Annotated in this window: 21 protein-coding genes and 2 pseudogenes; 12 read left to right on the top strand and 11 right to left on the bottom strand. The window is 73.3% G+C overall.

Going from position 1 to position 23268, the window contains the following annotated elements:
* The first annotated feature begins 101 nt into the window (after positions 1–101).
* Both E4P39_RS00115 and E4P39_RS00110 read left to right on the top strand, forming a co-directional pair.
* Positions 102–1022, top strand: a complete 921-nt coding sequence (locus E4P39_RS00115) for an SDR family oxidoreductase (protein ID WP_135134322.1) — start codon at positions 102–104, stop codon at positions 1020–1022.
* 101 nt (positions 1023–1123) lie between these two features.
* Positions 1124–1489 (top strand): nuclear transport factor 2 family protein, encoded by a 366-nt coding sequence (locus E4P39_RS00110; protein WP_135134321.1) that lies wholly within the window; start codon positions 1124–1126, stop codon positions 1487–1489.
* Positions 1490–1564: 75 nt separating this feature from the next.
* On the opposite strand, the gene E4P39_RS00105 is transcribed toward E4P39_RS00110, so the two are convergent.
* A complete protein-coding gene (locus E4P39_RS00105) occupies positions 1565–2068 on the bottom strand; it encodes a DUF2199 domain-containing protein (protein ID WP_135134320.1) in 504 nt (167 codons plus the stop codon).
* An 82-nt stretch (positions 2069–2150) separates the two neighbouring features.
* Complete coding sequence (gene glpK, locus E4P39_RS00100) at positions 2151–3620, bottom strand: glycerol kinase GlpK (protein ID WP_135134319.1); 1470 nt, start codon at positions 3618–3620, stop codon at positions 2151–2153.
* 103 nt (positions 3621–3723) lie between these two features.
* Between glpK and E4P39_RS00095 the strand changes: the two genes are divergently transcribed.
* Positions 3724–4212 carry a polyadenylate-specific 3'-exoribonuclease AS gene (locus E4P39_RS00095; protein ID WP_135134318.1) on the top strand — a complete coding sequence of 163 codons (489 nt, stop codon included), beginning with the start codon at positions 3724–3726 and terminating at the stop codon, positions 4210–4212.
* Between the two features lie 16 nt (positions 4213–4228).
* On the opposite strand, the gene E4P39_RS00090 is transcribed toward E4P39_RS00095, so the two are convergent.
* The 3 genes from E4P39_RS00090 to E4P39_RS00080 all read right to left on the bottom strand — a co-directional run bounded on the left by E4P39_RS00090 (position 4229) and on the right by E4P39_RS00080 (position 8708).
* A complete protein-coding gene (locus E4P39_RS00090) occupies positions 4229–5446 on the bottom strand; it encodes a cytochrome P450 (protein WP_135134317.1) in 1218 nt (405 codons plus the stop codon).
* Positions 5447–5549: 103 nt separating this feature from the next.
* Positions 5550–7715, bottom strand: coding sequence for a methyl-accepting chemotaxis protein (locus tag E4P39_RS00085; RefSeq protein ID WP_245159520.1), 2166 nt, complete (start codon positions 7713–7715; stop codon positions 5550–5552).
* A gap of 114 nt (positions 7716–7829) precedes the next feature.
* A complete protein-coding gene (locus E4P39_RS00080; protein WP_135134316.1) occupies positions 7830–8708 on the bottom strand; it encodes an SDR family oxidoreductase in 879 nt (292 codons plus the stop codon).
* An 87-nt stretch (positions 8709–8795) separates the two neighbouring features.
* On the opposite strand from E4P39_RS00080, the gene E4P39_RS00075 reads away from it, so the two are divergent.
* The 4 genes from E4P39_RS00075 to E4P39_RS22065 all read left to right on the top strand — a co-directional run bounded on the left by E4P39_RS00075 (position 8796) and on the right by E4P39_RS22065 (position 13033).
* Entirely contained in the window at positions 8796–9821 is a 1026-nt protein-coding gene (locus E4P39_RS00075; protein ID WP_135134315.1) for a 6-phosphofructokinase, read from the top strand.
* 144 nt (positions 9822–9965) lie between these two features.
* Entirely contained in the window at positions 9966–11303 is a 1338-nt protein-coding gene (locus E4P39_RS00070; protein ID WP_135134314.1) for a 3-deoxy-7-phosphoheptulonate synthase class II, read from the top strand.
* Positions 11304–11405: 102 nt separating this feature from the next.
* Positions 11406–12452 (top strand): GntG family PLP-dependent aldolase, encoded by a 1047-nt coding sequence (locus E4P39_RS00065; RefSeq protein ID WP_135134313.1) that lies wholly within the window; start codon positions 11406–11408, stop codon positions 12450–12452.
* A 128-nt stretch (positions 12453–12580) separates the two neighbouring features.
* Positions 12581–13033, top strand: a complete 453-nt coding sequence (locus E4P39_RS22065; protein ID WP_167761496.1) for a hypothetical protein — start codon at positions 12581–12583, stop codon at positions 13031–13033.
* 38 nt (positions 13034–13071) lie between these two features.
* Here E4P39_RS22065 and E4P39_RS00055 read toward each other — a convergent pair whose 3' ends face one another.
* Positions 13072–13968, bottom strand: a complete 897-nt coding sequence (locus tag E4P39_RS00055; protein WP_135134311.1) for a deoxyribonuclease IV — start codon at positions 13966–13968, stop codon at positions 13072–13074.
* 11 nt (positions 13969–13979) lie between these two features.
* Entirely contained in the window at positions 13980–15959 is a 1980-nt protein-coding gene (gene pknB, locus E4P39_RS00050; protein WP_135134310.1) for a Stk1 family PASTA domain-containing Ser/Thr kinase, read from the bottom strand.
* Positions 15960–16271: 312 nt separating this feature from the next.
* Here pknB and E4P39_RS00045 point away from each other — a divergent pair, with 312 nt between their 5' ends.
* The 3 genes and pseudogenes from E4P39_RS00045 to E4P39_RS22740 form a co-directional block, all read left to right on the top strand.
* A complete protein-coding gene (locus tag E4P39_RS00045; protein ID WP_135134309.1) occupies positions 16272–16595 on the top strand; it encodes an Rv2175c family DNA-binding protein in 324 nt (107 codons plus the stop codon).
* A 42-nt stretch (positions 16596–16637) separates the two neighbouring features.
* Positions 16638–17057, top strand: a complete 420-nt coding sequence (locus tag E4P39_RS00040) for a lycopene cyclase domain-containing protein (RefSeq protein ID WP_245159519.1) — start codon at positions 16638–16640, stop codon at positions 17055–17057.
* Positions 17054–17263 (top strand): annotated as a pseudogene (locus E4P39_RS22740) (lycopene cyclase domain-containing protein); the annotation flags it as partial. The gene E4P39_RS00040 and the pseudogene E4P39_RS22740, both read left to right, overlap by 4 nt.
* Here E4P39_RS22740 and E4P39_RS00030 read toward each other — a convergent pair.
* From E4P39_RS00030 to E4P39_RS00020, 3 genes are all read right to left on the bottom strand, one after another.
* On the bottom strand, positions 17260–18213 hold the full coding sequence (locus E4P39_RS00030) for a phytoene/squalene synthase family protein (protein ID WP_209306265.1): 954 nt from the start codon (positions 18211–18213) through the stop codon (positions 17260–17262). The pseudogene E4P39_RS22740 and the gene E4P39_RS00030 sit on opposite strands and share 4 nt — an antisense overlap.
* A gap of 80 nt (positions 18214–18293) precedes the next feature.
* On the bottom strand, positions 18294–19787 hold the full coding sequence (crtI, locus tag E4P39_RS00025; RefSeq protein WP_135134307.1) for a phytoene desaturase family protein: 1494 nt from the start codon (positions 19785–19787) through the stop codon (positions 18294–18296).
* Between the two features lie 2 nt (positions 19788–19789).
* Entirely contained in the window at positions 19790–20992 is a 1203-nt protein-coding gene (locus tag E4P39_RS00020) for a polyprenyl synthetase family protein (protein WP_135134306.1), read from the bottom strand.
* Positions 20993–21124: 132 nt separating this feature from the next.
* Between E4P39_RS00020 and metF the strand changes: the two genes are divergently transcribed.
* Positions 21125–22075, top strand: coding sequence for a methylenetetrahydrofolate reductase [NAD(P)H] (metF, locus tag E4P39_RS00015; protein ID WP_135134305.1), 951 nt, complete (start codon positions 21125–21127; stop codon positions 22073–22075).
* 60 nt (positions 22076–22135) lie between these two features.
* Here the strand turns inward: metF and E4P39_RS00010 are convergent, their stop codons facing one another.
* Positions 22136–22789 (bottom strand): hypothetical protein, encoded by a 654-nt coding sequence (locus E4P39_RS00010; protein ID WP_135134304.1) that lies wholly within the window; start codon positions 22787–22789, stop codon positions 22136–22138.
* Positions 22790–22964: 175 nt separating this feature from the next.
* Here E4P39_RS00010 and E4P39_RS00005 point away from each other — a divergent pair.
* Positions 22965–23268 (top strand): annotated as a pseudogene (locus tag E4P39_RS00005) (DUF222 domain-containing protein); the annotation flags it as partial.

The raw sequence follows: 23268 nt of genomic DNA, 5'->3' as shown, positions 1-23268 counted from the left end.
GTTCCGGCTTGCTGAGCAACGCTCAACAAGCTACAACCGGCTTGAGCACTGCTCAACTTCGACCACCTGTCGACCGGCAGCACCGACCCGAGGAGCACGTCGTGCCGTCTTTCCGCAGGCAGCGGCCCCGTGCGTGCCTGGCCGGCCGGTCGGTCCTCATCACCGGCGCCGCCCGCGGCATCGGCGCGGCGCTCGCCCGCAAGGCTGCCCAGCGTGGCGCCCGGGTCGCACTGGTCGGGCTGGAGCCGGGGCTGCTCGCGTCGGTCGCCGACGAGCTCGGCCCCGAGCACCTGTGGGTGGAGGCCGACGTGACCGACCCCGAGGCGCTGAAGACCGCCGTCCAGCGGGCCGTTGAGACCTTCGGCGGGCTCGACATCGTCGTCGCCAACGCCGGGATCGCCCCGCTCACCACGGTGGCGACCGCGTCGGCCCACTCCCTTGCCCGCACGATCGAGGTCAACCTGATCGGCTCGATGCTCACCGCCCACGCGGCTCTACCGGCGATCACCGAGCGGAAGGGCCACGTCCTGCTGATCAGCTCGGCCGCCGCGTTCACCGTCCTGCCCGGCATGAGCGCCTACTGCGCGGCGAAGGCCGGCCTGGAGCGGTTCGGCGACGCGCTGCGGCTCGAGGTCGCGCACTGCGGCGTCACCGTGGCCAGCGCCCACCCGACCTGGATCGACACCGACCTGGTCCGAGACACCGAGGAGGCGCTGCCCACCTTCAAGGCCTCGCGCACGCAGCTCCCCGGCCCGCTGGGCGCGTTCACGTCGGTCGAGGTCTGCGCGGAGGCGCTGGTCGAGAACCTCGAGACGCGGGGACGGCGGGTGTTCGTGCCGAGCTCGGTCGCCGTGGTCTCGGCGCTGCGGCAGCTGGTCACCGGGGTGCTGGGGGAGAAGGTCGTGCTCGCCGTCTCGGCGAAGCGGGTGCCGCAGCTCGAGCGCGACATCGCGGCGCTGGACGGCCGCGAGTTCGGCCGCAACTCGGTCGGGGCGCAGCCGAAGGACACGCCCGCCACCTGACCTTCACGCCGCCGCATTGCGGGTGTTGTTCCGAGATTGCTGGTGCTGCAGTGCCGCCAATCCTTGAACAACACCCGCAATGCAGGGCACCCTCGGCCCGCATGTCAGCGAACACGGACACCGTGGAGCGGTACCTCGACGGCTTCCGGACGAACGACCACGCGCAGATCCTGTCCTGCCTCACCGACGACATCGAGTGGACCGTCTTCGGGGCGTTCCACCTGACCGGCAAGCAGGCCTACGACGAGGCGATCGAAGGCCCCGGCTGGGTCGCCCCGCCGCGGCTCGACGTCGTGCGCATGGTCGAGCAGGACGACGTCGTCATGGCAGAGCTGCTCGGTGCGGTGCTCGACGCAGACGGCGGTACGACGCGCCTGTCGATGGCGGAGGTCTTCGTGATGCGCGACGGGCTGATCGCCGAACGCCGCGCCTGGGTCATCCCGTTGACGGAGAACGAGTACCGCTGAGCAAGGACCCCCTGCCCCGACCGCTCACAGCTTCGGGGGGCCCTGCAGGGGGCCGAAGTGCGGGGGGCAGCGGGTTCAGGCGCCCATGAACGGTGCGATCAACTCGCGGACGCGGGCAACGGTGATCCCCTCGCGCTGCTCGACGGAGAGAGGGTGGTCCGTGGCTTCCAGTTCCACCAGCGGGCGCCAGCCGGGACGCTGGTGATTCAGGAATGCTTTCAGTTCCACCGTGGAGGCGGCATAACCGGGCAGCTCGTTGGACAGCCAGCCGAACGTCGGCTCGAGCCGGTGCTGCCGGACGATGTTCCAGGGCATGCGAAGGCGGCGGTGATTGGTCTTGCTCTGCGACACCCAGACGCCCCACTCGAAGTCCTGATCGGCGTCCACGACCGGGATCCGCAGAACCGCCCGCACGAAGAAGTCCTGACCGTCGATGGCGCAGAAGTCGCTGGTGAGACGACAGCCCCGCCGTCCCGACATCTCCGGCTCCCAGTAATCCGGCGCGTCGATGCCGATGGCAGGCGGCAGACCGTCGTGGGTCTGCGTGCAACAAGCGCAGGTGAATCCTTCGGTGCTCATGATCGAGAAGCCTCCGTGATCATCGGCTCACTGCCGTGCGACACGCCGTGCGGGGTAGCAGCCCGCCGATGATCGACCACGCCTAGCCGCTCCAGCCTCCGGCGCGGCGGACGGCGTCGCGCCACCGCGCGTGCCGGCCGTCGTCCCGCAGTCCCGGCTCGGGCTCGAAGCGGCGGTCGAGCGCCCAGGTCTGCGCCAGCTCGTCCGTCGAGCCCCACACGCCCGTGCCGAGACCGGCGAGGAAGGCCGCGCCGAGCGCCGTCGTCTCGGTGACCACCGGACGGCGCACGGGCACGCCGAGCTGGTCGGCCTGCAGCTGCATCAGCAGGTCGTTGGCGCTCGCGCCGCCGTCGGCCGACAGCTCGGGCACCTCCAGTCCGGCCTCGGACACCATCACGTCGACGACGTCCCGGACCTCGAACGCGATCGCCTCGAGCGTGGCCCGCGCCAGGTGGGCCCGGGTGGTGCCCCGGGTGATCCCGACGATCGCGCCGCGCGCGTAGGGGTCCCAGTCGGGGGCGCCGAGCCCGGTCAGCGCCGGCACGAAGACGACGTCGCCGGAGTCGGGCACCGTCCGCGCCAGCCCCTCGATCTCGGCCGCCGAGTCGATCAGGCCGAGACCGTCCCGCAGCCACTGCACCGCGGCGCCCGTCACGAAGATCGCGCCCTCGAGCGCGTAGACCAGCCCGTCGCCGAGGTCCCAGGCGACGGTGGTGAGCAGCCCGGCGTCCGACCGCACCGGCGCCGTCCCCGTGTTGGTCAGCACGAACGAGCCCGTGCCGTACGTGCACTTGCTCATGCCGGGGGAGTAGCAGGCCTGCCCGAACAGGGCCGCCTGCTGGTCGCCCGCGATGCCGGCGATCGGCAGGGACAGCCCGAGGAACGCGTCCGGATCGGTCGTGCCGACGACGCCGGAGCTCGGCAGCACCTCCGGCAGCGCCGACCGGGGGACGTCGAACAGGTCGCACAACTCGTCGGACCAGGCGCCCTTCTCCAGGTCGTAGAGCAGCGTGCGGCTGGCGTTGCTCGGATCGGTGACGTGCGCGGCCCCGCCGGTGAGCCGGGCGATCACGTAGGAGTCGACGGTGCCCAGCGCGAGGCCGCCGTCCCGGACTCCCGACCACATCTGCGGCTCGTGCTCGGCGAGCCAGGCGAACTTGGTGCCCGTGAAGTACGGGTCGAGCCGCAGGCCGGTCAGCTGGGAGACGTGTGCTTCGTCGGCGCGCAGCCGGTCGCAGATCCCGGTGGTGCGGCGGTCCTGCCAGACGATCGCCGGGCGGGGGGAGCGGAGCGTGCGCCGGTCCCAGACCACGGCGGTCTCGCGCTGGTCGGTGATCCCCACGCACGTAGGCGGCGCATCGCTGCCGGCGAGGGCCTGGCGGCAGGCGGCGACGGTCGCCGTCCAGATGTCCTCGGGCTCGTGCTCCACCCAGCCGGGCCGGGGGAAGAGCTGGGCGAATTCGCGGTAGCCGCGAGCCAGGACGTCGCCGTCCTCCCCCACGACGAGCGCGGTCACCCCGGTCGTTCCTGCGTCGATCGCCAGCACCGGCATGACGGGCAACGTAGCCCGACGACAGGGAGTGAGCATCGCAGCGAGCGAGGAGGAGCGACCGCGGAGTCGGGCCGAGGGGGAGTGCCCGCATACCGTGGTGCCAATGCGGCGGTTCTTCTACGACACGGAGTTCATCGAGGACGGCACCACCATCGACCTCGTCTCGATCGGCGTCGTCGACGAGACCGGGCGCGAGTTCTACGCCGTCAGCACCCAGTTCGACCCGGACAGGGCGATCCCGTGGGTCCGGCGCAACGTGCTCGACCAGCTGCCGCCGCCGGCGGACAAGGCATGGCGCAGCCGGGAGCGGATCCGCGAGGACCTGCTCGCCTTCCTCACCGGCCCCGGCGAGGAGATCGAGCTGTGGGCCTGGTTCGCCGCCTACGACCACGTGGCGCTGTGCCAGCTCTGGGGAGCGATGCCGGCGCTGCCGCGGCCGATCCCGCGGTTCACCCGGGAGCTGCGCCAGCGCTGGGACGACCTCGGGCAGCCCGAGCTGCCGCCGAAGCCCACCGGCACGCACGACGCCCTGGTCGACGCCCGCTACAACCTGGAGCGGTGGAAGGCGATGGAGGCCCGGCGGCCCCGCTGACGCGCCGCCCGGGTGCTCAGTCCACCCGTGCCGGCGTGGGGATGAAGGTGACCGGCAGCGCCCGCAGGCTCCGGAACACGCCGCCTCCGGTCCAGCGCAGCTCGACCTCCTGGGCGGCGAGGGCCAGGCCGGGCAACCGGGTCAGCAGCGCGGGGAAGGCGATCTGCCCCTCGAGCCGGGCCAGCGGCGCACCCAGGCAGTAGTGCATGCCGTGCCCGAAGGCCAGGTGGCCCGGCGCCTGCGCGCCGACGTCGAGCCGGTCGGGGTCGGAGAAGCGCCGGGGATCCCGGTCGGCGGCCGCGATGGAGAGAAGCACCATGTCCCCCCGCGGGATCCGCACCCCGCCGATCTCCAGGTCCTCGAGCGCGAAGCGGGTGAGCCCGGGGTTGACCGGGCCGTCGAAGCGGAGCAGCTCCTCGACGGCCGCCGGCACCAGCGACGGGTCAGCACGCAGTCGGTCCAGCTGGTCGGGATGGCGCAGCAGTGCGAGCGTGCCGTTGCCGATGAGGCTGACCGTGGTCACGTACCCGGCGATCAGCAGCAGGAAGGTCATCGCCAGGAGCTCCTGCGCGTCCAGCCGCTCGCCCTCGTCGGTCGCCTCGACGAGGTCGGTGAGCAGGTCGTCCGCAGGACGAGCCCGCTTGGCTGCGACCAGATCGGCGAGGTACCCGCGCATCCGCTCGCGAGCGGCTTCCACGAGCGCCAGGTCGCTTCCGGGGTCGAACGGCCGGTCGAGCATCTCGTCGGTCCACTCCCGGAAGCGGTCCCGATCGGCCTCCGGGACGCCGAGCAGCTCGCCGATCACGGTGATCGGCAGCGGAAGGCCGAACTCGGCCACCAGATCGGCGCTGCCCCGGGGCGTGATGCGGTCGAGGAGCGCGTCGGTGATCTCCTGCACGCGCGGCCGCAGCCCCTCCACGCGCCGGGCGGTGAAGGCCTTCGACACGAGCCGTCGCAGCCTGGTGTGCTCCGGCGGGTCCGTGCCGATCATGCTGCGACTGAGGAAGTCACCGCGCAGCACCTGGGTCAGGGCCCTGGCGTGGTGCGGGTCGTTGCTCAGCCTCGGGTCCGACAGCGCCGCCAGGACGTCGTCGTACCGGGTCACCATCCAGACGGGCAGCCCCCCGGACCCGTCGATCCGGTGCACCGGGCCGCTCTCCCGCAGCTCGGCGAGAACGGGGTGCGGGTCCGCCAGGACAGCGGGATCGACGAGTGGCGTGGCCGGCACGGTCATGATCGCTTCTCTCCGGACGAGGCCCCCGTTGGACAGCACGAGGGTCGCACCGGACGCGCCCGGGTGGCACCCCTCCCGCGTCGTCGCCGCGAGAGCACGGAGGTCAGACGGTGAACGCCCCGAGCAGCCGGTTGAGCTCGCCGGACAGGTTGTCCAGCTCGCGGGCGGCGATCCGGGCGCGCTCGACGTCCTGCGCGCTGTCGTCGGCGTCCTGGCTGACCGAGGTCAGCGTGTGCGTCACCGTGCCGGCCCCCTCGGCCGCGGCCGCGACGCTCCGGGTCAGCTCACCGGTCGTCGCCGTCTGCTCCTCGACGGCGCTGGCGATCGTGGTCTGGTGGTCGTTGATGGCCCGGACCACCTCGGCGATCTGGGCGATCGCGCGCACCGCGGCGGAGGTCTCGGTCTGGATGCCCTGCACGCGCTGGGCGATCTCCTCGCTCGCCTTGCCCGCCTCCTGGGCGAGCTCCTTCACCTCGTTCGCGACGACGGCGAAGCCCTTGCCGGCGGCCCCGGCCCGCGCGGCCTCGATCGTGGCGTTGAGCGCGAGCAGGTTGGTCTGCTCGGCGACGCCGGAGATCACCTTGACGACGTCACCGATCTCGGCCGAGCTGGCTCCCAGGGCGGCGATGGTGGCCTCGGTCCGCTCCGCGAGGTCCGCGGCCTGGCGCCCGACCTCGGCGGCGTCGGCAGCGCTCCGCGCGATCTCGGTGATGGAGACGCCCATCTCCTGCGCGCCCGACGCCGCGGCCGACACGCTGGTGCTGATCTCGGCGGCGACGTGGTGCGCCCCCTGCGCCTGGTCGCGGCTGCGGGCCGACCGCTCGGCCAGGCCGTCCGCCACCGTGGCGACACCCGCGGCCGACGTGGCGACCTCGCGGGCGCACCGGCCGATCTCCCGGACGGTGCCGGCCACCTTGTCGACGAAGCGGTTGAAGGCTCCTGACAGCTGGCCGACCTCGTCCGAGCGGGACTCGTCCATGCGCTGGGTCAGGTCGCCCTCTCCGTCGGCGATCTCGGCCATGCGGTCCCGCAGGCGCAGCAGCGGGGCCGTGAGCCGGCGTCCGACCCAGTAGGACACCAGCCCACCGAGCACGGCGATGAGGACGGCGGCGAGCACGAGCGCGACGACCATGGACGACCGGCCCTCGGCCAGCGAGACCACGGGTCCGGAGAAGTCACCGTCGCGGGCGACGGTCGCGATCACCCAGTCCCACGGCGCGTAGTACGTCAGGCGCACGGTGGTGGGACCCGCCTCGGGGTCGACGTACCTGACGGTGGCCTGCTCGCCGGGCGCCAGCGCCGTGGCCTCCTCCACCATCTCCTGGACGTAGGCCTTGCCGTCGGCGTCGGTGGCCTCGAGCATCGCCTCGCCGTCCCGCACGCCGTCGGGACTGATCAGGACGGTGCCGGCCATGGCTCCGGTGCCGCCGTACACCTCGATGTGCCCGGTGTCGCCGACCGACGTGGCCTCGACGCTCTCGCGCAGCGCCGGGAGGTTCTGCTGCTTGACGCCCACGTAGAGGACGCCGACGACCTCGCCGGCCGCGTCGGTCAGCGGGGCGTAGGCCGAGACGAGCCAGGAGTCGACGACGAACGCGTTGCCCCGGTACGTCTCGCCCTTCAGAACGGTCGCCACCACGGGGTTGGGCTGCCCGTCGGGGTTCGTTGCCGGGATGTAGGTGCCGATCGCGCGTGCGCCCGAGGCGGCCTGGACGTTGGTCGCCACGCGCAGGAAGTCGCCGGTCGGGGTCTTCTGGAAGATGGTGACCGTCGCGCCGGTCATCGACTTGATCTCGTCGACCACCGGGGTGGGGACGGCGACGTCGCCGTTCTGTCCCAGCCACTGGCTGCCGGCCAGCACGCGGGGCAGCGCGATCGGGGTCACGTCCCCGGAGAGCTGGTTCCTGGCCTCCCAGGCGACCGGCTCCGAGCGGGGGTTGCTGTCGATGCGGAACCCGCCGTACTGACCCAGGACGTACTGCGCGACGGCCAGGTCGGAGTCGACCTTCGCCGCGGTGGATTCGCCCTGCGTGGACACCACGTCGTACACGCCGCCGGCGGTACGGGAGATGTCCTGGTCCACGAGGGCGCCGACGTCGCTCTGCGCGTGGGCGGCGAACTGGCCGCTCTGCCAGGCGCTCACCCCGACCATCGCCACGCCGGTCACGGCGACGCTCGTCACCGCGAGCGCCACCACCTTGGTCCCGATGCCCCAGCCCCCGGGGGTCGCCCAGGTGGGGAGCGTGTCGGGCATGGTCGTCCAGCGCATCGCCGGTCCTCCGTAGGAATCTCTTCACAGCCTCGTGGGTCTGCTGTCGGAGAGGTTCTCGGCAGTGCCGGAGGAATCCGGTACGGACCCGGCCGCTTAGTGACCTGCGCGACCTCAGCCGCGTAGGTGCGCCCAGTCCTCGGGATGCCGCCGCAAGTGCTGGGCCACGGTCAGCGCCGGGGAGCCGGTCAGCGAGGGGACGACGTCGGTGACGGTCGCGAGCTCGCCCGCGGCGATCGCCAGGTAGCTGGTCACCCAGCCCTCGATCTCCCAGTCGGGATGTCCGGACGGGCGGCGCGTCGCCCACGCCTCCTCGACCGTCTGCGGCCGGTACTCGGCCGGGATGCCCGTCACCTCGGTGAGCACGCGGGCGGCGTCGGTCATCGACAGCGCCTCGGGTCCGGTGACCGTCAGAGCCTGTCCGTCCCACCGGCCGGATTCGTCGAGGAGGACCGCGGCGCCGACGCCCGCAAGGTCGTCGCGGGAGACGAAGCTGGCGCGGCCCTCGCCCGCCGGTGCGGCGATCACCGCGCCCCCGTCCTCCCGCGTGGCGAAGAACGGCACGAAGTCGGCGTACATGCTGTGCCGCAAGAACGTGTGGCGGACGCCGCTCTGCCGGATCCGGTCCTCGGTGGCGGCGTGCTGCCGGACCAGCGTGAAGACCGCGTCGTGCCGCGCCCCGAGGAACGAGGTGTAGACGATCCGCCGGACGCCGGCGGCCACCGCCGCGTCGACGGCGTCGAGGTGCTGCTGCACCCGGTCCTCGGCCTCCGCGGCGGAGACCAGGTACACCGTGTCGACGCCCGCGAGCGCGGCCCGGAATCCGGCGGGGTCGGCGTACCCGCCGGGGTTCTCGACGACGTCGGCACCCGCGACCTGCGGTGCGCGCCCGGCGTCCCGTACGACGAGGCGGAGGGGGACGCCGCCGGCGGCCGCCAGGCGGTCGACGACCCTGCGGCCGAGGATTCCGGTGGCCCCCGTGACGGCGATCACGGAGTGCCTGCGTTCCTGAGGGTGAGCTGCGGCATCATGACGGCGTCCAACCTCGAGCACCCCGATCCCCTTCCCGGAGGAAGCACCATGCGCATCGGCATCCTGACCGGCGGCGGTGACTGTCCCGGCCTCAACGCCGTGATCCGGGCGGTGGTCCGCAAGGGCATCGGCGAGTACGGCGACGAGATCGTCGGGTTCCGGGACGGCTGGCGGGGCGTCCTCGAGGGCGACACCGTGCCCATGGACCTCAGGGCGGTCCGCGGCATCCTGCCGCGGGGCGGCACGGTGCTCGGCACCTCGAGGACCAACCCCTACGCCCTCGACGGCGGACCCGAGCGGGTGCGGGAGACCCTCGAGCGGCTGGGGATCGACGCGCTGATCCCGATCGGCGGGGAGGACACCCTCGGCGTCGCCACCAAGCTGTCCGAGGCGGGACTCAAGGTGGTCGGCGTCCCGAAGACGATCGACAACGACCTGGACTCCACCGACTACACCTTCGGCTTCGACACCGCCGTCGGCGTCGCGATGGAGGCCATCGACCGGCTGCACACCACCGGCGACAGCCACCACCGCACGCTCGTCGTCGAGGTCATGGGCCGGCACGCGGGCTGGATCGCGCTGCACGCCGGCATGGCCGGCGGGGCGAACGTCATCCTGATCCCGGAGAACCCGTTCGACGTCGACGGCGTGGTCGCGCACTGCCAGCACCGGTTCGACTCCGGTTACTCGCCGATCGTCGTCGTGTCCGAGGGCGCACAGCCCAAGGACGGCGACCTGATCACCACCACCGGGGAGAAGGACGCCTTCGGTCACGTCCGCCTCGGCGGGATCGGGCAGCAGCTGGCGTCGCTGATCGAGGAGCGCACCGGCCGGGAGGCGCGGGCCGTGGTCCTCGGGCACATCCAGCGGGGCGGCACGCCGTCCCCCTTCGACCGGGTGCTGGCCACCCGGTTCGGCCTGTCCGCCGTCGACGCGGTGCACGACGGCCAGTCCGGCGTGATGGTGGCGCTGCGCGGCACCGACATCGTGCGGGTACCGCTGAGCGCCGCCACGGCCAAGCTCAAGCTGGTGCCGGCGGAGCGGTACGCGGAGGCCGAGGTGTTCTTCGGCTGAGGTCCTGGCGGTCGGGCGTGGTCCGGCTGGCCTCGGGACGGCCGGGCGGAGCAACTACCCTGGCGGCGTGAGCGAGCGTGCGAGCGAACCGATGAGCAGAGCAGTCCGGCGAGCGCCGCTGACGAGCCGCAGCGGGGATGCGCCGTGAGTCTCCTCGAGCCCGCCGAGCTGGTTCCCGGTCTCGACCGGTGGCGGGAGCTGCCCGCCGCCCAGCAGCCGCGCTGGCCGGACCGGGCCGCGCTCGACACCGTGCTCTCCACCCTGTCGACCGTTCCGCCGATCGTGGCGCCCGCCGAGATCGACCACCTGCGGGCCCAGTTGGCCGAGGTGGCGCAGGGGAAGGCGTTCCTGCTGCAGGGCGGTGACTGCGCCGAGACCTTCGACCTCAACACCGACGCGCACCTGCAGAGCACCACGCGGACCCTGCTGCAGATGGCCGTCGTCCTCACCTACGGCGCCAGCGTGCCGGTGGTGAAGGTCGGCCGGATCGCCGGGCAGTACGCCAAGCCGCGCAGCTCCGACAGCGACGCCCTCGGGTTGCCCTCCTACCGCGGCGACATGGTCAACGACCTGGAGCCGGTGCTCGAGAAGCGCATCCCCGACCCCTACCGGCTGGTCCGGGCGTACGCGAACTCCGCCGCCGCGATGAACATGATCCGGGCGTACTCGCGGGGCGGCCTGGCCGACCTGCACGCGGTGCACGACTGGAACAAGGACTTCGTCGCCAACTCCCCGGCCGGGGTGCGCTACGAGGTGATCGCCCGCGAGATCGACCGCGCGCTGGCGTTCATGAAGGCCTGCGGCATCGACTCCGAGGCGATGCGCGGGGTGGAGCTCTACAACAGCCACGAGGCGCTGATCCTCGACTACGAGCGGGCGCTGCTGCGGGTGCACGGCGGCCGCGCGTACGCGTCCTCGGCGCACTTCGTCTGGGTGGGGGAGCGGACCCGGCAGATGGACGGCGCGCACATCGAGTTCGTCTCGAAGCTCGCCAACCCGATCGGGGTCAAGATCGGCCCGACGACGACGCCGGAGCAGGCGACCGAGCTCGTGGAGCGCCTCGATCCCGACGGCCTGCCCGGCCGGCTGACGCTGATCAGCCGCATGGGCAACGGCAAGATCCGCGACGTCCTGCCCGGGATCATCGAGAAGGTCACCGCCGGCGGGCACCAGGTGGTGTGGCAGTGCGACCCGATGCACGGCAACACCCACGAGTCCTCCACGGGCTACAAGACCCGCCACTTCGACCGCGTCGTCGACGAGGTGCTCGGCTTCTTCGACGTCCACCGCGCTCTGGGCACCTGGCCGGGGGGCATCCACGTCGAGCTGACCGGTGAGGACGTCACCGAGTGCCTCGGCGGCGCCATGGAGATCAGCGACGAGGACCTCAACAGCCGGTACGAGACGGCGTGCGACCCGCGGCTCAACACCGGGCAGTCCCTGGAGCTGGCCTTCCTCGTCGCCGAGATGCTGCGCGGCTGATGTACGCACCTCCGGTGTGGAACCGGAACGGCTCCGCCACACACCTCCGGTGGGGAACGTGAACGGCTCCGCCGTGCTGACCGCCGCGCCCAGGGAGAGCTGATGTACGCGATCGACACCGATTCCCCACGGGCCGCGCTCGACGGCGCGGTGGACCTCCGCTCGGACACCGTCACCCGGCCGACCGCCGGGATGCGCCGGGCGATGGCGGAGGCCGAGGTGGGCGACGACGTCTACCGCGAGGACCCGACGCTGCGCGCCCTCGAGGAGCGCGTCGCGGAGCTGTTCGGCCACGAGGACGCCCTGTTCGTGCCGTCGGGGACGATGGGCAACCAGATCGGTCTCCGGCTGGTGTGCCAGCCCGGGGAGGAGATCCTCGGCGACGCGGACTGTCACGTGCTCACCTACGAGCTGGGTGCGGCGGCGGCGATCTTCGGTCTGTCCAGCCGCACCGTGATCAGCACGGGCGGGCGCCTGGACGCCGACCGGTACATCGAGCAGGTGCGCCCCCGCGGGGACTGGCACGTGACCCCCACCGCTGCGATCGCCGTGGAGAACACGCACAACCGGGGCGGCGGACTGGTCCAGCCGCTCGACGAGCTGCAGAAGCTGTGGGACTGGTCGCGCGAGTCGGGCGTCGCCGTCCACCTCGACGGCGCGCGCATCTGGAACGCCGCCGTCGCAACCGGCAAGGATCTGGCCACCTTCGGCCGGCTCGCCGACACCGCGTCCGTCTGCCTGTCCAAGGGTCTCGGCACCCCGGTCGGCTCGGTGCTGGTCGCCTCCGCCGACCGGATCGCCGCCGCCCGGCTGTGGCGCAAGCGCCTCGGGGGCGGGATGCGCCAGGCCGGCATTCTGGCCGCGGCCGGCCTGTACGCCCTCGACCACCACCTCGAACGGCTGGCCGAGGACCACGAGCACGCCCGGCTGCTGGCGGAGCGGCTCGGGGCCGACCCCGCCCGGGTGGACACCAACATCGTGATCCTGGACGGCGTGAACGCGCCGGTCGTCGCTGCGGCGGCCAAGGCGCAGGGCGTGCTGGTGGGCCAGATCGGCCCGCGCCGATTGCGGATGGTCACCCACCTCGACGTCGACCGCGCGGGCATCGACCGCGCCTCCGAGGTCCTCGCGGAGCTCCTCGACCGCTGAACCACGTGCCGGGCTGCGGCCTCGCGACGTGCGGTCTCCGGCGATCGACGCCGGTGGCGACGAAGAAGTTCCGGTATTCGCGCGTCGAGGGGCCCGCCACCGCAGGAAGGCGTCTGGTTCCCTTCGTCATGGCTGTGACGGACTGGATCATCGCGGGGATCGCCGTCCTGGCGCTCCTCGTGTCGACCGCAGCCCTCGTCCACAGCCGGCGTGCCGCCCGGATCGCACGGAGGTCCCAGGAGCAGGCGCGGCAGGCCGCGGCCTTCGCGGCTGTCGTGCAGACTGCCCAGCTCAGGCTGGCCGAGGCTCCTCCCAACCGGTGGCGGCTCACCCGACACGGGGCTGCGACGAACGATCTCGTCAACATCGGCGACATGACCGCGTACGACGTCCGGGTCGAGGTGCCGGCCGGCTGGGACGTCGTGAGCCTGCCGACCGAGCGGGACGAGGTGCCGTCCGGAGACGCCATCACGTTGGGTGTGGCCCGGAGCAGGATGGGGTCCGATGGCGGGGTGATCCGCGTCTTCTGGCGTGACGTTCCGGGCGGCCCTGTGCGGGAGTGGGCGCACCCTGGGGTCTGACCGGTTGGAGTCCGGTGCGCTGGGATGACGGCGAGAAGTCAGGCGGCGGAGGACTCCAGCGTCACTCCGTCGCGCAGGGAGCAGAGCAGGGCGATGTCGCGGGCGTGGCCGGCGGACGGCGAGCCGTCGAGCTCGCTCGGTGTCTCCACCACCACCGGGACGCCGGCCATCGATCGGTGCGCCAGCAGCTCGGCGAACGGGGCGGCACCGATCGAGCCCGCGCCGATCGTCGTGTGCCGGTCCCGCTTGGAGCCGCACTCGTCGAGCGAGTCGTTGGCGTGCACCAGCCCCAGCCGGCTCGGGCCGACGGCGGCCTCGAGGGCGTCGAGCGTCGCCGTCATCCCGCCCGGGACGGACAGGTCGTGCCCGGCGGCCCAGGCGTGGCACGTGTCGAAGCAGACGCCGACCAGGGGATGGTTCTCCAGCGCGGCCAGGTACGGCCCGAGGTCCTCGACGGTGGCGGCGAGTGACTTGCCGCCACCTGCCGTCGGCTCGATCAGCAGCCGAGGCCCGTCGTCCGGCAGCCCGTCGAGCACCGGCAGCAGCCGCTCGTGCAACTGCCGGAGCGCCGCGTCGTAGCGGTCCTCGCCGACGGCCGACCCGGCGTGGACGACGACGCCGCGGCAGCCGAGCCGGGCACCCCGCGCCAGGTTGTGCGCGATGGAGGCGATCGACTGCTCGACGGTCGCCTCGGTGGGGGAGCCGACGTTGACCAGGTAGGGCGTGTGGATGAACGACGGGATCGCGCGGTCGCGGCAGCCCTCGATGAACAGTGCGTCCTGCTTCGGGTCGCCGGCAGTCAGCTTCCAGCCGCGCGGGTTGCCGACGAAGACCTGGACGGCCCGCGCGGCGACGGCGTCGGTGTAGGCCAGCCCGCCCTTAGCGAGGCCGCCCTTGATCTGGATCTGCGCGCCGATCGGGGGCGGTGAGTTCACGGACCGCACCGCTACGGGGCCACCAGGATCTTCACGGTGGTGCCCTGCTCGACGACCTCACCGGCCTCCGGCTGCTGCGCCCGCACCCGGTTGCCCAGGAACTTCGTCGCGTCGACCGTCAGACCGACGGCCTGCAGAGCGGCGGTGGCCTCTTCCGAGCTCATCCCCTTGAGGTCGGGCACCGTCACCTGAGGCAGGCCGGCCGACACCGAGATGGTGACCGTGCTGCCGAAGGGCTGCGGGCCGTCGGCAGGGGACGGGGCGATCCCCATGACCTCCCCGGCGTCGACGGCGGCGCTGCGCCCGTCCTCGCCACGCGCGACCTCGAAGCCCGCGGCGGCGAGGTTGCTGGCGGCCTGCTCGGGGGTCTGCCCGGTCACGTCGGGGACCGCCACCGGTGCGTGACCCATGCTGACGATGACGGTGACGACCTGGTCCCGGCGGAGCTCGGTGCCGGCGGGCGGGTCGAACCCGATGACCGCCCCGGCCGGGAGCTCGTTGTCGTGCTCCTCGGTCAGGGTGAAGGCGATCTGGGGCAGGCTCTCCTGCAGCTCGGGCTCGACCTCGGCCCACGGCCTGGCGACCAGGGCGGTGTCGACCCGGAAGCGCTCGACACCCTTGGAGACGACGAGCCGCACGTCGGTGCCGCGGATGGCCTCGCCGGCGGCCGGCTCCGTGGAGATGACGGCGCCGGCCGGCAGCTCCTCGCTCCACTGCTCCTCGCAGCAGTCCGGATCGAGCCCGGCCTCCTGCAGCAGGTCGATGGCCACACCCTGCTCCTCGCCGAGCAGGTCGGGGATCTGCGTCCAGCGCCCGGAACCGAGCCACCAGCCCACAGCACCGATCGTGACGGCCAGCAGCAGGATGATCGCGACGGCGAAGCGGGCCCGTCGGCGCCGGATGTGCGTGGGGACGCCGGGCCGCGGCCGCTCCAGTGCGGGACGACGGCCGCCCACGCTCGTAGTCGGGCCCGCGCCCATGCCCGGCAGCATGGCCGTGCGGCCGGCCCGGTCCGACCGGTGCCCGAGCACCTCGGTCATCGGGTCGCTGGGATGGCGCGGACGGGTGGGCCGGTTGGTCGGACGCAGCGTGTCGGGGCCGGCGGTGCTGATCCCCGTGGGCACCGGGACCGGCTCGATCCCGAGGTCCTTGCGCACGTGCGCGAGCTCGGCGAGGAACGCGCCGGCGTCCAGCGGCCGGCCCGACGGGTCACGGCGGGTGGTGCGGGCCACGAGCTCGTCCACGGCCCACGGCAGGCCCGGGACCTCCTCCGACGGCGCGGGGACGTCGTGGTGGACGTGCTGGTAGGCCACGGCGAGCGGGGTGTCGCCGCCGAACGGCGGGTGGCCCGTGAGCATCTCGTAGAGCACGATGCCGGCCGCGTAGATGTCGCTGCGGGCGTCGGCACGGCCGCGCTCGAGCTGCTCGGGGGAGAGGTAGGCGACGGTGCCGATGAGCACGCCGCCGGTCTGGCTGGTCTGGCCCGTGCCGACGACGGCTCGGGCGAGGCCGAAGTCGGCGACCTTCACGACGCCGTCGATGCCGATCAGCACGTTCTCGGGCTTGATGTCGCGGTGCACGATGCCGGCGCGGTGCGCGGCGGTGAGGCCGGCCAGGGTCGGCTCGAGGACGGCGAAGGCCTCGCCGACGGTCAGCCGCCCGCGGGCCTGGAGCAGATCGCGGAGGGTGCGGCCGCGGACGAGCTCCATGACGAGGAAGACCAGGCCCTGGTCGCTGCCCTGGTCGCTGACGGACACCACGTTGACGTGACTGAGCATCGCCGCGGCGCGCGCCTCGCGGGTGAACCGGTCCACGAACGTGGGGTCGTGGGCCAGGTGCTCGGCCATGACCTTGACCGCGACCGTCCGGTGGAGGCGCAGGTCGGTGGCGGAGTAGACCGTCGACATGCCGCCGCGCGCGAGCCGCTCCTCGAGGCGGTAGCGCCCCTCGAGGACCAGGCCCACCGCGGGGTCGGTCATGACGCTGTCCACCCGGCCGAGTGTAGGAGGGGGGCGGGCCGGGACCGGCAAACCACGCGGTACAGGGGGCCGCCGTTGCCCGTGTGGCCAATGGTCAGGTGGGCGGCGTTCCGCCGGAGCGACCGACAGATCGGACTTCGCCCAGGCCGCACACCGCCATCGTGTGCGACCGGGCGCGGCACATGCCCGCCGGGATGCGCGACACGCCGTCGGCCCCGCCAGGTTCGTCGATCTCCGACGACCGGGCCGCGACGTGGCGGCCGGCGGTGCCGTGATCCGGGCTCGGTGGAACGGCCCTCGGATCGCGCCATAGGCTCGCACCCTATGGACACGCTCACGCCCGCGGAGGTCGCCCAGCTCCTGGGCACCTCGCCCAACCGGGTCCGCCAGCTGCTGCGCGACCGGAAGCTCATGGCCGTGCCCGGCAGCGGCAACGGCAAGATCCCGGCTGACTTCGTGCAGGACGGCGTCATCCTCAAGCATTTGCCGGGGCTGCTGACGGTGCTGCAGGACGGCGGCTTCAGCGAGCAGGAGGCCTTCGACTGGCTATTCCGCGAGGACGACACGCTGCCCGGCACCCCCGTCCAGGCCCTCCGCGACGACCGGCACACCGAGGTCACCCGCCGGGCGCAGGCGCTGGCTCTCTGACCCGCTGCATCCGGTCGGCCGTGTCGGGCGGAAGCTGACACCGTGGGCTCCTGGACGTACGCCGCGCTGCTCGCGGGCTGCCTGGTGGTCACCGCACCCCTCGAGCTCGTGCTGCGGGTGCGGGTCTACGCCCGCTGGCGGCGGTTCCTGCTGGCCGTGCTCCCCGAGTTCGTCGTCTTCGTCGCCTGGGTCCTCTACGCCATCGCGCAGGGCCACTGGGACTACTCGGCCGCCCTCACCCTCGGCGTCCGGCTGCCCGGCGGCATCCCGGTCGAGGAGGTGCTGTTCTTCCTCGTCGTCCCGCTGTGCTCGGTGCTCGCGCTGGAGGCGGTGCGGAAGGTGACCGGCTGGGACGCGGGCTATCCGGCTTCCCCTGACGACAGCCTCGGGAGCATCGCAGCGAGGAACGAGCGAGGAGCGGACCGGGGCGCGGAGTCAGGTAAGGGCATGGAAGCGCGATGAGCTACTCGGCTCTCGCGGTGCTCGCGGTCATCGGCGTCCTCGTCGTCGACCTGGCGGTCTACCGGACCCGCATGGTGACGCGGCCGGTGTTCTGGGTGGCCTACGCGATCGTGATCGTCTTCCAGCTGCTGATGAACGGCGTCCTCACCGGCCTCGACGTCGTCGTCTACGACCCCGACGCGATCTGGGGCCCGCGGCTCGCCTACGCGCCGGTGGAGGACCTGCTCTTCGGGTTCGCCATGGTCACCCTCACCCTGGCCAGCTGGGCGGCGGTCAACCGGCGCGCGAACACCGCCAGGCGGCGCGGCTTGGACACCGACACCCGCCGGTCGAGCACGCGGTAGTCCGCCCGCTCGATCTCCGTCAGGATGCCCCCGTAGAGCGCGGTGGCCGCCCGCACGCAGTCCCGCGACTCGGGCGCGAGCAGTGGGGTGCCGGGGGCGGCGTCGTCGTAGCGACGGCGGACGACGGCCACCATCTCCCGCATGAGCGCGGCGAACCGCGCGTCGTGCCGCTTCTGCGCCAGCTGCTCGCGGGTGACGCCGTGCGCGGCCATGGCGTCGGCGGGCAGGTAGACCCGGCCGCGGTCGATGTCCTCGGCGACGTCCCGCAGGAAGTTGGTGAGCTGGAAGGCCTCGCCCAGGGCGATCGCGTACGGCTCGGCCTCCTTCCGGGCCACGCCGGGGGCGGTGCCGAGCACGGGCAGCACCTGGAGCCCGATCACCGACGCCGAGCCCCACATGTACCGGTCCAGCGCCGCCATGTCCGCGTAGCCGTCGACGTCGAGGTCGCTGGTCATCGCGGCGAGGAAGTCGACGAGGTGCTCGACCGGGATGTCGTAGCGCCGGTACGTGTGCACCGTCGCGAGCCGCACCGGATCGTCGGACCAGCCGGTCTCGAGCTCGGCCAGCAGTGCCCGCGACCAGTCGGCGAGGTCGCCGGCCGGGTCGGGACCGGGCAGGTCGACCAGGTCGTCGGCGGTGCGGGCCGCGGCGTAGAGCGCGTGCACCGCCGGCCGCCGGTCGGGCGTCAGCAGGCGGGTGGCCAGGTGGTAGCTCTTGCCGAACCGCGCGTTGATGGCCGCGCAGTGCCGGTAGGCCGCGTCGAGTTCCTCCTGCCGGGCCGCCTGGGTGCCCGGGGGGCGCAGCGTCGTCATGCGTCATCCATCTGTTCGACTCCGGGTTCGCTCCGCTCCTCGCTCGCAGACCTCGCTGCGATGCTCACTCAACCGTCGTCTCACCGGTCACCGCCGCCGGTGATCCGCTCGGCGGCCAGCCGCCCGCTGATCAGCACCATGGGCACGCCCACGCCCGGCTGCACCGACGATCCGGCGAGGACGACGTTCTCGGGTCCGCGGCGCGGCAGTGTCGAGGGCCGGAACGGACCGGTCTGGCTGAAGGTGTGCGCCAGGGCGAACGGGGTGCCGGCCGCCATGCCCTGGGCGGCCCAGTCGCGCGGCGTGGCCATCTCCTCGACCTCGATCGCGCCGGTGAGACCCGTCCAGCCGCGCGCCTCCAGGGTGGCCAGCACCTCGTCCCGGTAGCGGGGGCCGAGCGCCGTCCAGTCGAGGTCCGGGTTCCCGCCGCTGCGGCGGTCGAGGTTCGGCGTCGGCGCCACGATGCTGAGCACCTGCCCGCCCTCGGGGGCGAGGCTGCGATCGCTGCGCGACGGCATGCTGACCAGCAGGCTCGGGTCGCTCATGGGCCGGCCGTCGCGGGTGAGCTCGTCGAAGACCCCGCGCCACGAGTCGCCGAAGCTGATCGTGTGGTGCGCCTGACCGGGCAGTTCGGAGCGGACGCCGAGGTGGATGGCCACGCAGCTCGGGGAGTACCGCGGGCGCCGGGGCCCGCGCAGCCCGGGCACGAGGGTGTGCGGCTGGTCGGTGGTGACGACGACGGCGTCCGCGGGCAGTCGCTCGCCGTCGGCCAGCCGCACGGCCGCGACGCGTCGTCCCGAGGTCTCGAGCTCCTCGACCGCCGCGCCGTACCGGAAGGTGACCCCGGCGTCGGCCGCGGCGGCGGCCAGCGCCCGGGGGACCGCGGCGATGCCGCCCACCGGGTGCCAGACCCCTGCGCCGATGTCGAGCTGGGCGATCACGGCGTACGCGGCGATCGCCCGGAACGGCGACACCCCGGCGTAGAGGGCCTGGAAGCTGAACAGCCGGCGCAGCCGGTCATCGGCGAAGTACCGCTCGACGTGCCGGGACAGCCGGCCGAAGCCGCCACGCCGGGCGAGGGTGACCAGCTCCGGCCCCAGCAGGTCGAGCGGTGAGTCGAGATTGCGGTCGATGAACGTGCTGAGCTGCAGGCGGTAGAGCTCGGCCAGGTCGGCCAGGTACCGGCGCAGCGCGGCGGCCTCGGCGGGTCCGCACAGGGCGGCGACCTCGTCGGCGAAGGCGTCGGGGTCGGCGTGCACGTCCAGGTGCGATCCATCGGCGTACTGCGCCCGGTAGGTCGTCTCGAGCGGGAGCAGGGGAAGCCGCTCCTCGAGCTTCTCGCCGACCGCGGCCAGGGTGTCGGCGACGATCTCCGGCGCGGTGAACACCGACGGGCCGGTGTCCAGGGCGTAGCCGTTCCGCTCCACCCGGCCGGCCCGGCCGCCCGGGCCGGGGCCGCGCTCGACCACGGTCACCTCGCGGCCGGCGCCGCGGAGCCGCAGGGCGGCCGAGAGCCCGGCCAGACCCGCGCCGACGACGACGATCCGGTCGGTCCGCCCGGGAACGGTGCGCACGGTCAGGCGGTACGCGTGGTCGCCGCGACGGCGAGCGCGTCGAGGGCGGCCCGGGCGTCGCGGGCGAGAGGCGCGGCGGCGATGGCCGCGCGGGCGAGGGTGGTGCGCTCGGCGATGCGCTCCTCGACGCGGGCGAGGGCGCCGGTGGTCTCCAGGAGACGGCGCAGCGCGTCGAACTGCTCGGGGCCGCAGTCGGGGTTGCCGAGGCACTCCCGGAGCAGCCGGCGGCCGGCGTCGTCCGCGGCCTCCTCGGCCAGGGCGATCAGCAGTGTCTGCTTGCCCTCGCGGAAGTCGTCGTCCACCGACTTGCCGGTGACGGCCGGGTTCCCGAACACGCCGAGGACGTCGTCGCGCAGCTGGAACGCCTCACCGAGGGGCAGGCCGATCGCCGTGCACGCCTCGGTCACCTCGGGGCCGGCCCCGGCGATCGCGGCGCCCAGCTGGAGCGGGCGCTGGACGGTGTAGCCGGCGCTCTTGTACCGGGCGACGGTCAGCGCGCCGTCCGGGCCGGGGAGCCCGCCCGCGGCGCGCAGCAGGTCCAGGTACTGCCCGGCGGTGACCTCGGTCCGCATGGTGTCCCAGACGCAGCGGGCCCGGATGAGCGCCGGGGTGGTGATGCCGGACGTGCGCAGCAGCTCGTCGGACCAGACCAGGGCGAGGTCACCGACGAGGATTGCCGCACCCGTGCCGAACAGGTCGCCGTTCCCGCCGAGGTCCTCGACCGCGTGCCGGTTCGCGAAACCGACGTGGGTGGCCGGGCGGCCCCGGCGGGTGTGCGCGCCGTCCATGACGTCGTCGTGCACCAGCGCGCTGGCGTGCACGAACTCGAGTGCCGCGACCGCGCGGAACACGGCCGCCTCGTCCTCGGCATCCGCGGTGCCGCGCGCGCCCCGCCATCCCCAGTAGGCGAAGGCCGGCCGCAGCCGCTTGCCGCCCGCGGCCAGCGCGGCCACCTCGTCGACGACGGGCGTCAGCGTGGCGTCCATCGCCGCGAGGATCTCGCGCTGCCGGGCGAGGAACCCGTCGAGGGCCGTGGTCACCGCCTCGCGGAGCCGGTCGAGCTCGGCCGCCACGAGCGGGGAAGGGGAGGGTGCCGGGACGGGCGCATGGTGCTGGGTCCCGACGGTCACGACGTCAGTATCGCCCGATCCGGCGGGGCGCGACCTCCCGAGCCGGGAGGGCGCCGCGTGCTGGGTGATCGTCATGCCGGTCTCCATCCGTCGCCGCCTGCTCCGGGTTCTTCGCCGGAACTCCGCCGGCCGGATGCAGCGAGGCGCCGATTTCTGCGCCGGGGAGCCTTCGGGGCCACTACGCCGGCCGCCGTACCCTCATGTGCCGTGACCCGGACCGTGCGTGAGCTGCTCGCCTCCGAGCGGCCGACGTGGTCGTTCGAGTTCTTCCCGCCGAAGACGCCCGACGCCGAGCCGCAGCTGTGGACGGCGCTGCGCGAGCTGGAGCGGCTGCGCCCCTCCTTCGTCTCGGTCACGTACGGCGCCGGCGGCTCCACGCGCGAGGGCACCGTGTCGGTGACCGAGCGGATCGCGACCGACACCACGATGACGCCGCTCGCGCACCTGACCGCGGTCGACCACAGCGTCGCCGAGCTGCGGCACCTGGTCAGCCGGCTCGCGGCGGCCGGGGTGCGCAACCTGCTGGCGCTGCGCGGCGACCCGCCGGGTGCCGATCCCCAGGCGGAGTGGATCGCCCACCCGGAGGGGCTGAACTACGCCGCCGAGCTCGTCGAGCTGATCCGCTCCATGGGCGACTTCTCCGTGGGGGTGGCCGCCTTCCCGGAGCGGCACCCCCGCTCGCCCGACTTCGACTCCGATGTCGAGATGTTCATCGCCAAGTGCCGGGCCGGGGCGGACTTCGCGATCACCCAGATGTTCTTCCGCCCCGAGGACTACCTGCGGATGCGCGACCGGGTCGCGTCGCGGGGGTGCGAGGTCCCGATCATCGCGGGCGTCATGCCGGTGACCAGCGCACGTCAGATCACCCGGATCGTGCAGCTCTCCGGTCAGGCCTTCCCGCCCGATCTGGCCGACCGGTTCGCGGAGCTCGACGGCGACCGGCCGGAGGACAGGGCCGCGGTCCGCGCCTTCGGCGTCGAGGTGGCCACGGAGCTGTGCCGCACGCTCCTGGACGAGGGCGTGCCCGGGATCCACTTCATCACCATGAACCGGTCGACGGCGACGCGTGAGGTCTACGCGAACCTCGCCGCCGACCCCGCCGTCGAGCCGGACGTCCTGCCCGCGAGCGACAGCGCGATCGCCGCGCCCATCCGCTGACGCGCCCTGCCGCTCACGGCGCATTACTCGCTGCCCCGCCGCTACTCGCTGACCCCCTGGCTATTCGCCGGCCCGCCCCTCATCGCTGACGCGCCCCTCGAGCACCGCGGCGGCTTCGGCGGCCGCCCGGCGCAGCCCCTCGCGCTCGGCGGCGTAGCCACCCAGGACGCCCACCACCGGCAGGTTCGACAGGAAGCGGTGGCGCAGCTTGCCCTTCGGCCGGGCATCGAGGGCGTCATCGATGCGGCTGAGCAGCCGGGCGGCCCGCCAGAGGGTGCGGGCGGTGCCGCGGGCGCCCTTCCGTTCGTCGGCCCGGCCCAGTGCGTCCTCGCGGTAGGTCCCCTGGACGCGGGTCAGCAGCGGTGCGACGCGGTCGGCCGGCAGGTCCCGGTCCAGCAGGACGCGGGCCAGCAACGACACCCGCTCGGCCGGGGCGTCGACGTCGTGCTCGGCGGCGACCCCGAGGACGACGAGCGACTGCACCGCCGTCCCCACCGTGTTCTGCAGCGGGAGGAGGTCGGCGAGCTTGCCGGCGAACCGGGGTGCCGCGGCGACGCCGGCCGCCACCCGGGAGACCCGGTCGGCCCACCACTGCTCGCGCTCGGCCCGGGGGAGGGCAGGCGGGCGGCCGAGCCGCTCGACCAGCGGGGCGAGCAGCCGGTCGATACGGCGCAGGACGTCGACGACGACGGCGTCGCTGATCGGGGGAGCCATGGAGGGGTGATGCCCAGCGGCGGCCGAGGATCAACCCGCTTGTCCACCTGTCCACCGGCAGCTGTCAAGGGCCGCCGCGAATCTGTGTATAGGCCGCTGACCTGCGCATTCATGTGGCCGAAGGGTCACTCGTCCGATAAACTTCGAACACCTGATCGAACTGTCGGGAGGTGTCGTGAGCGAGCTGTTGTCGGCGCTGGACGCCCTGGCCGCCGAGGACCTCGACGAGCTGTCGGCCGGTGAGCAGCTGGACCGGATCCGGAGCCTGGTCGCCGCGCAGAACCAGCTGGCCGCCGTGCTCACCCGCGCGGTGCGCACCGCCGACCTGACCCAGGCCGTCGAGTACGACGGGACGAAGTCGACGGCCTCCTGGCTGCGTACCCACACCCGGCTGTCCGAGGGTGCCGCCCGGCGGCTGGTCGAGGCCGGCCGCGTCCTGGACGAGCTGCCGGCCGTGCAGCAGGCGTACGCGACCGGGG

It is taken from the genome of Blastococcus sp. CT_GayMR19, assembly GCF_004570385.1.
In the GTDB taxonomy this organism is placed as follows: domain Bacteria; phylum Actinomycetota; class Actinomycetes; order Mycobacteriales; family Geodermatophilaceae; genus Blastococcus_B.
This window is presented reverse-complemented; position numbering and strand designations above follow the sequence as displayed.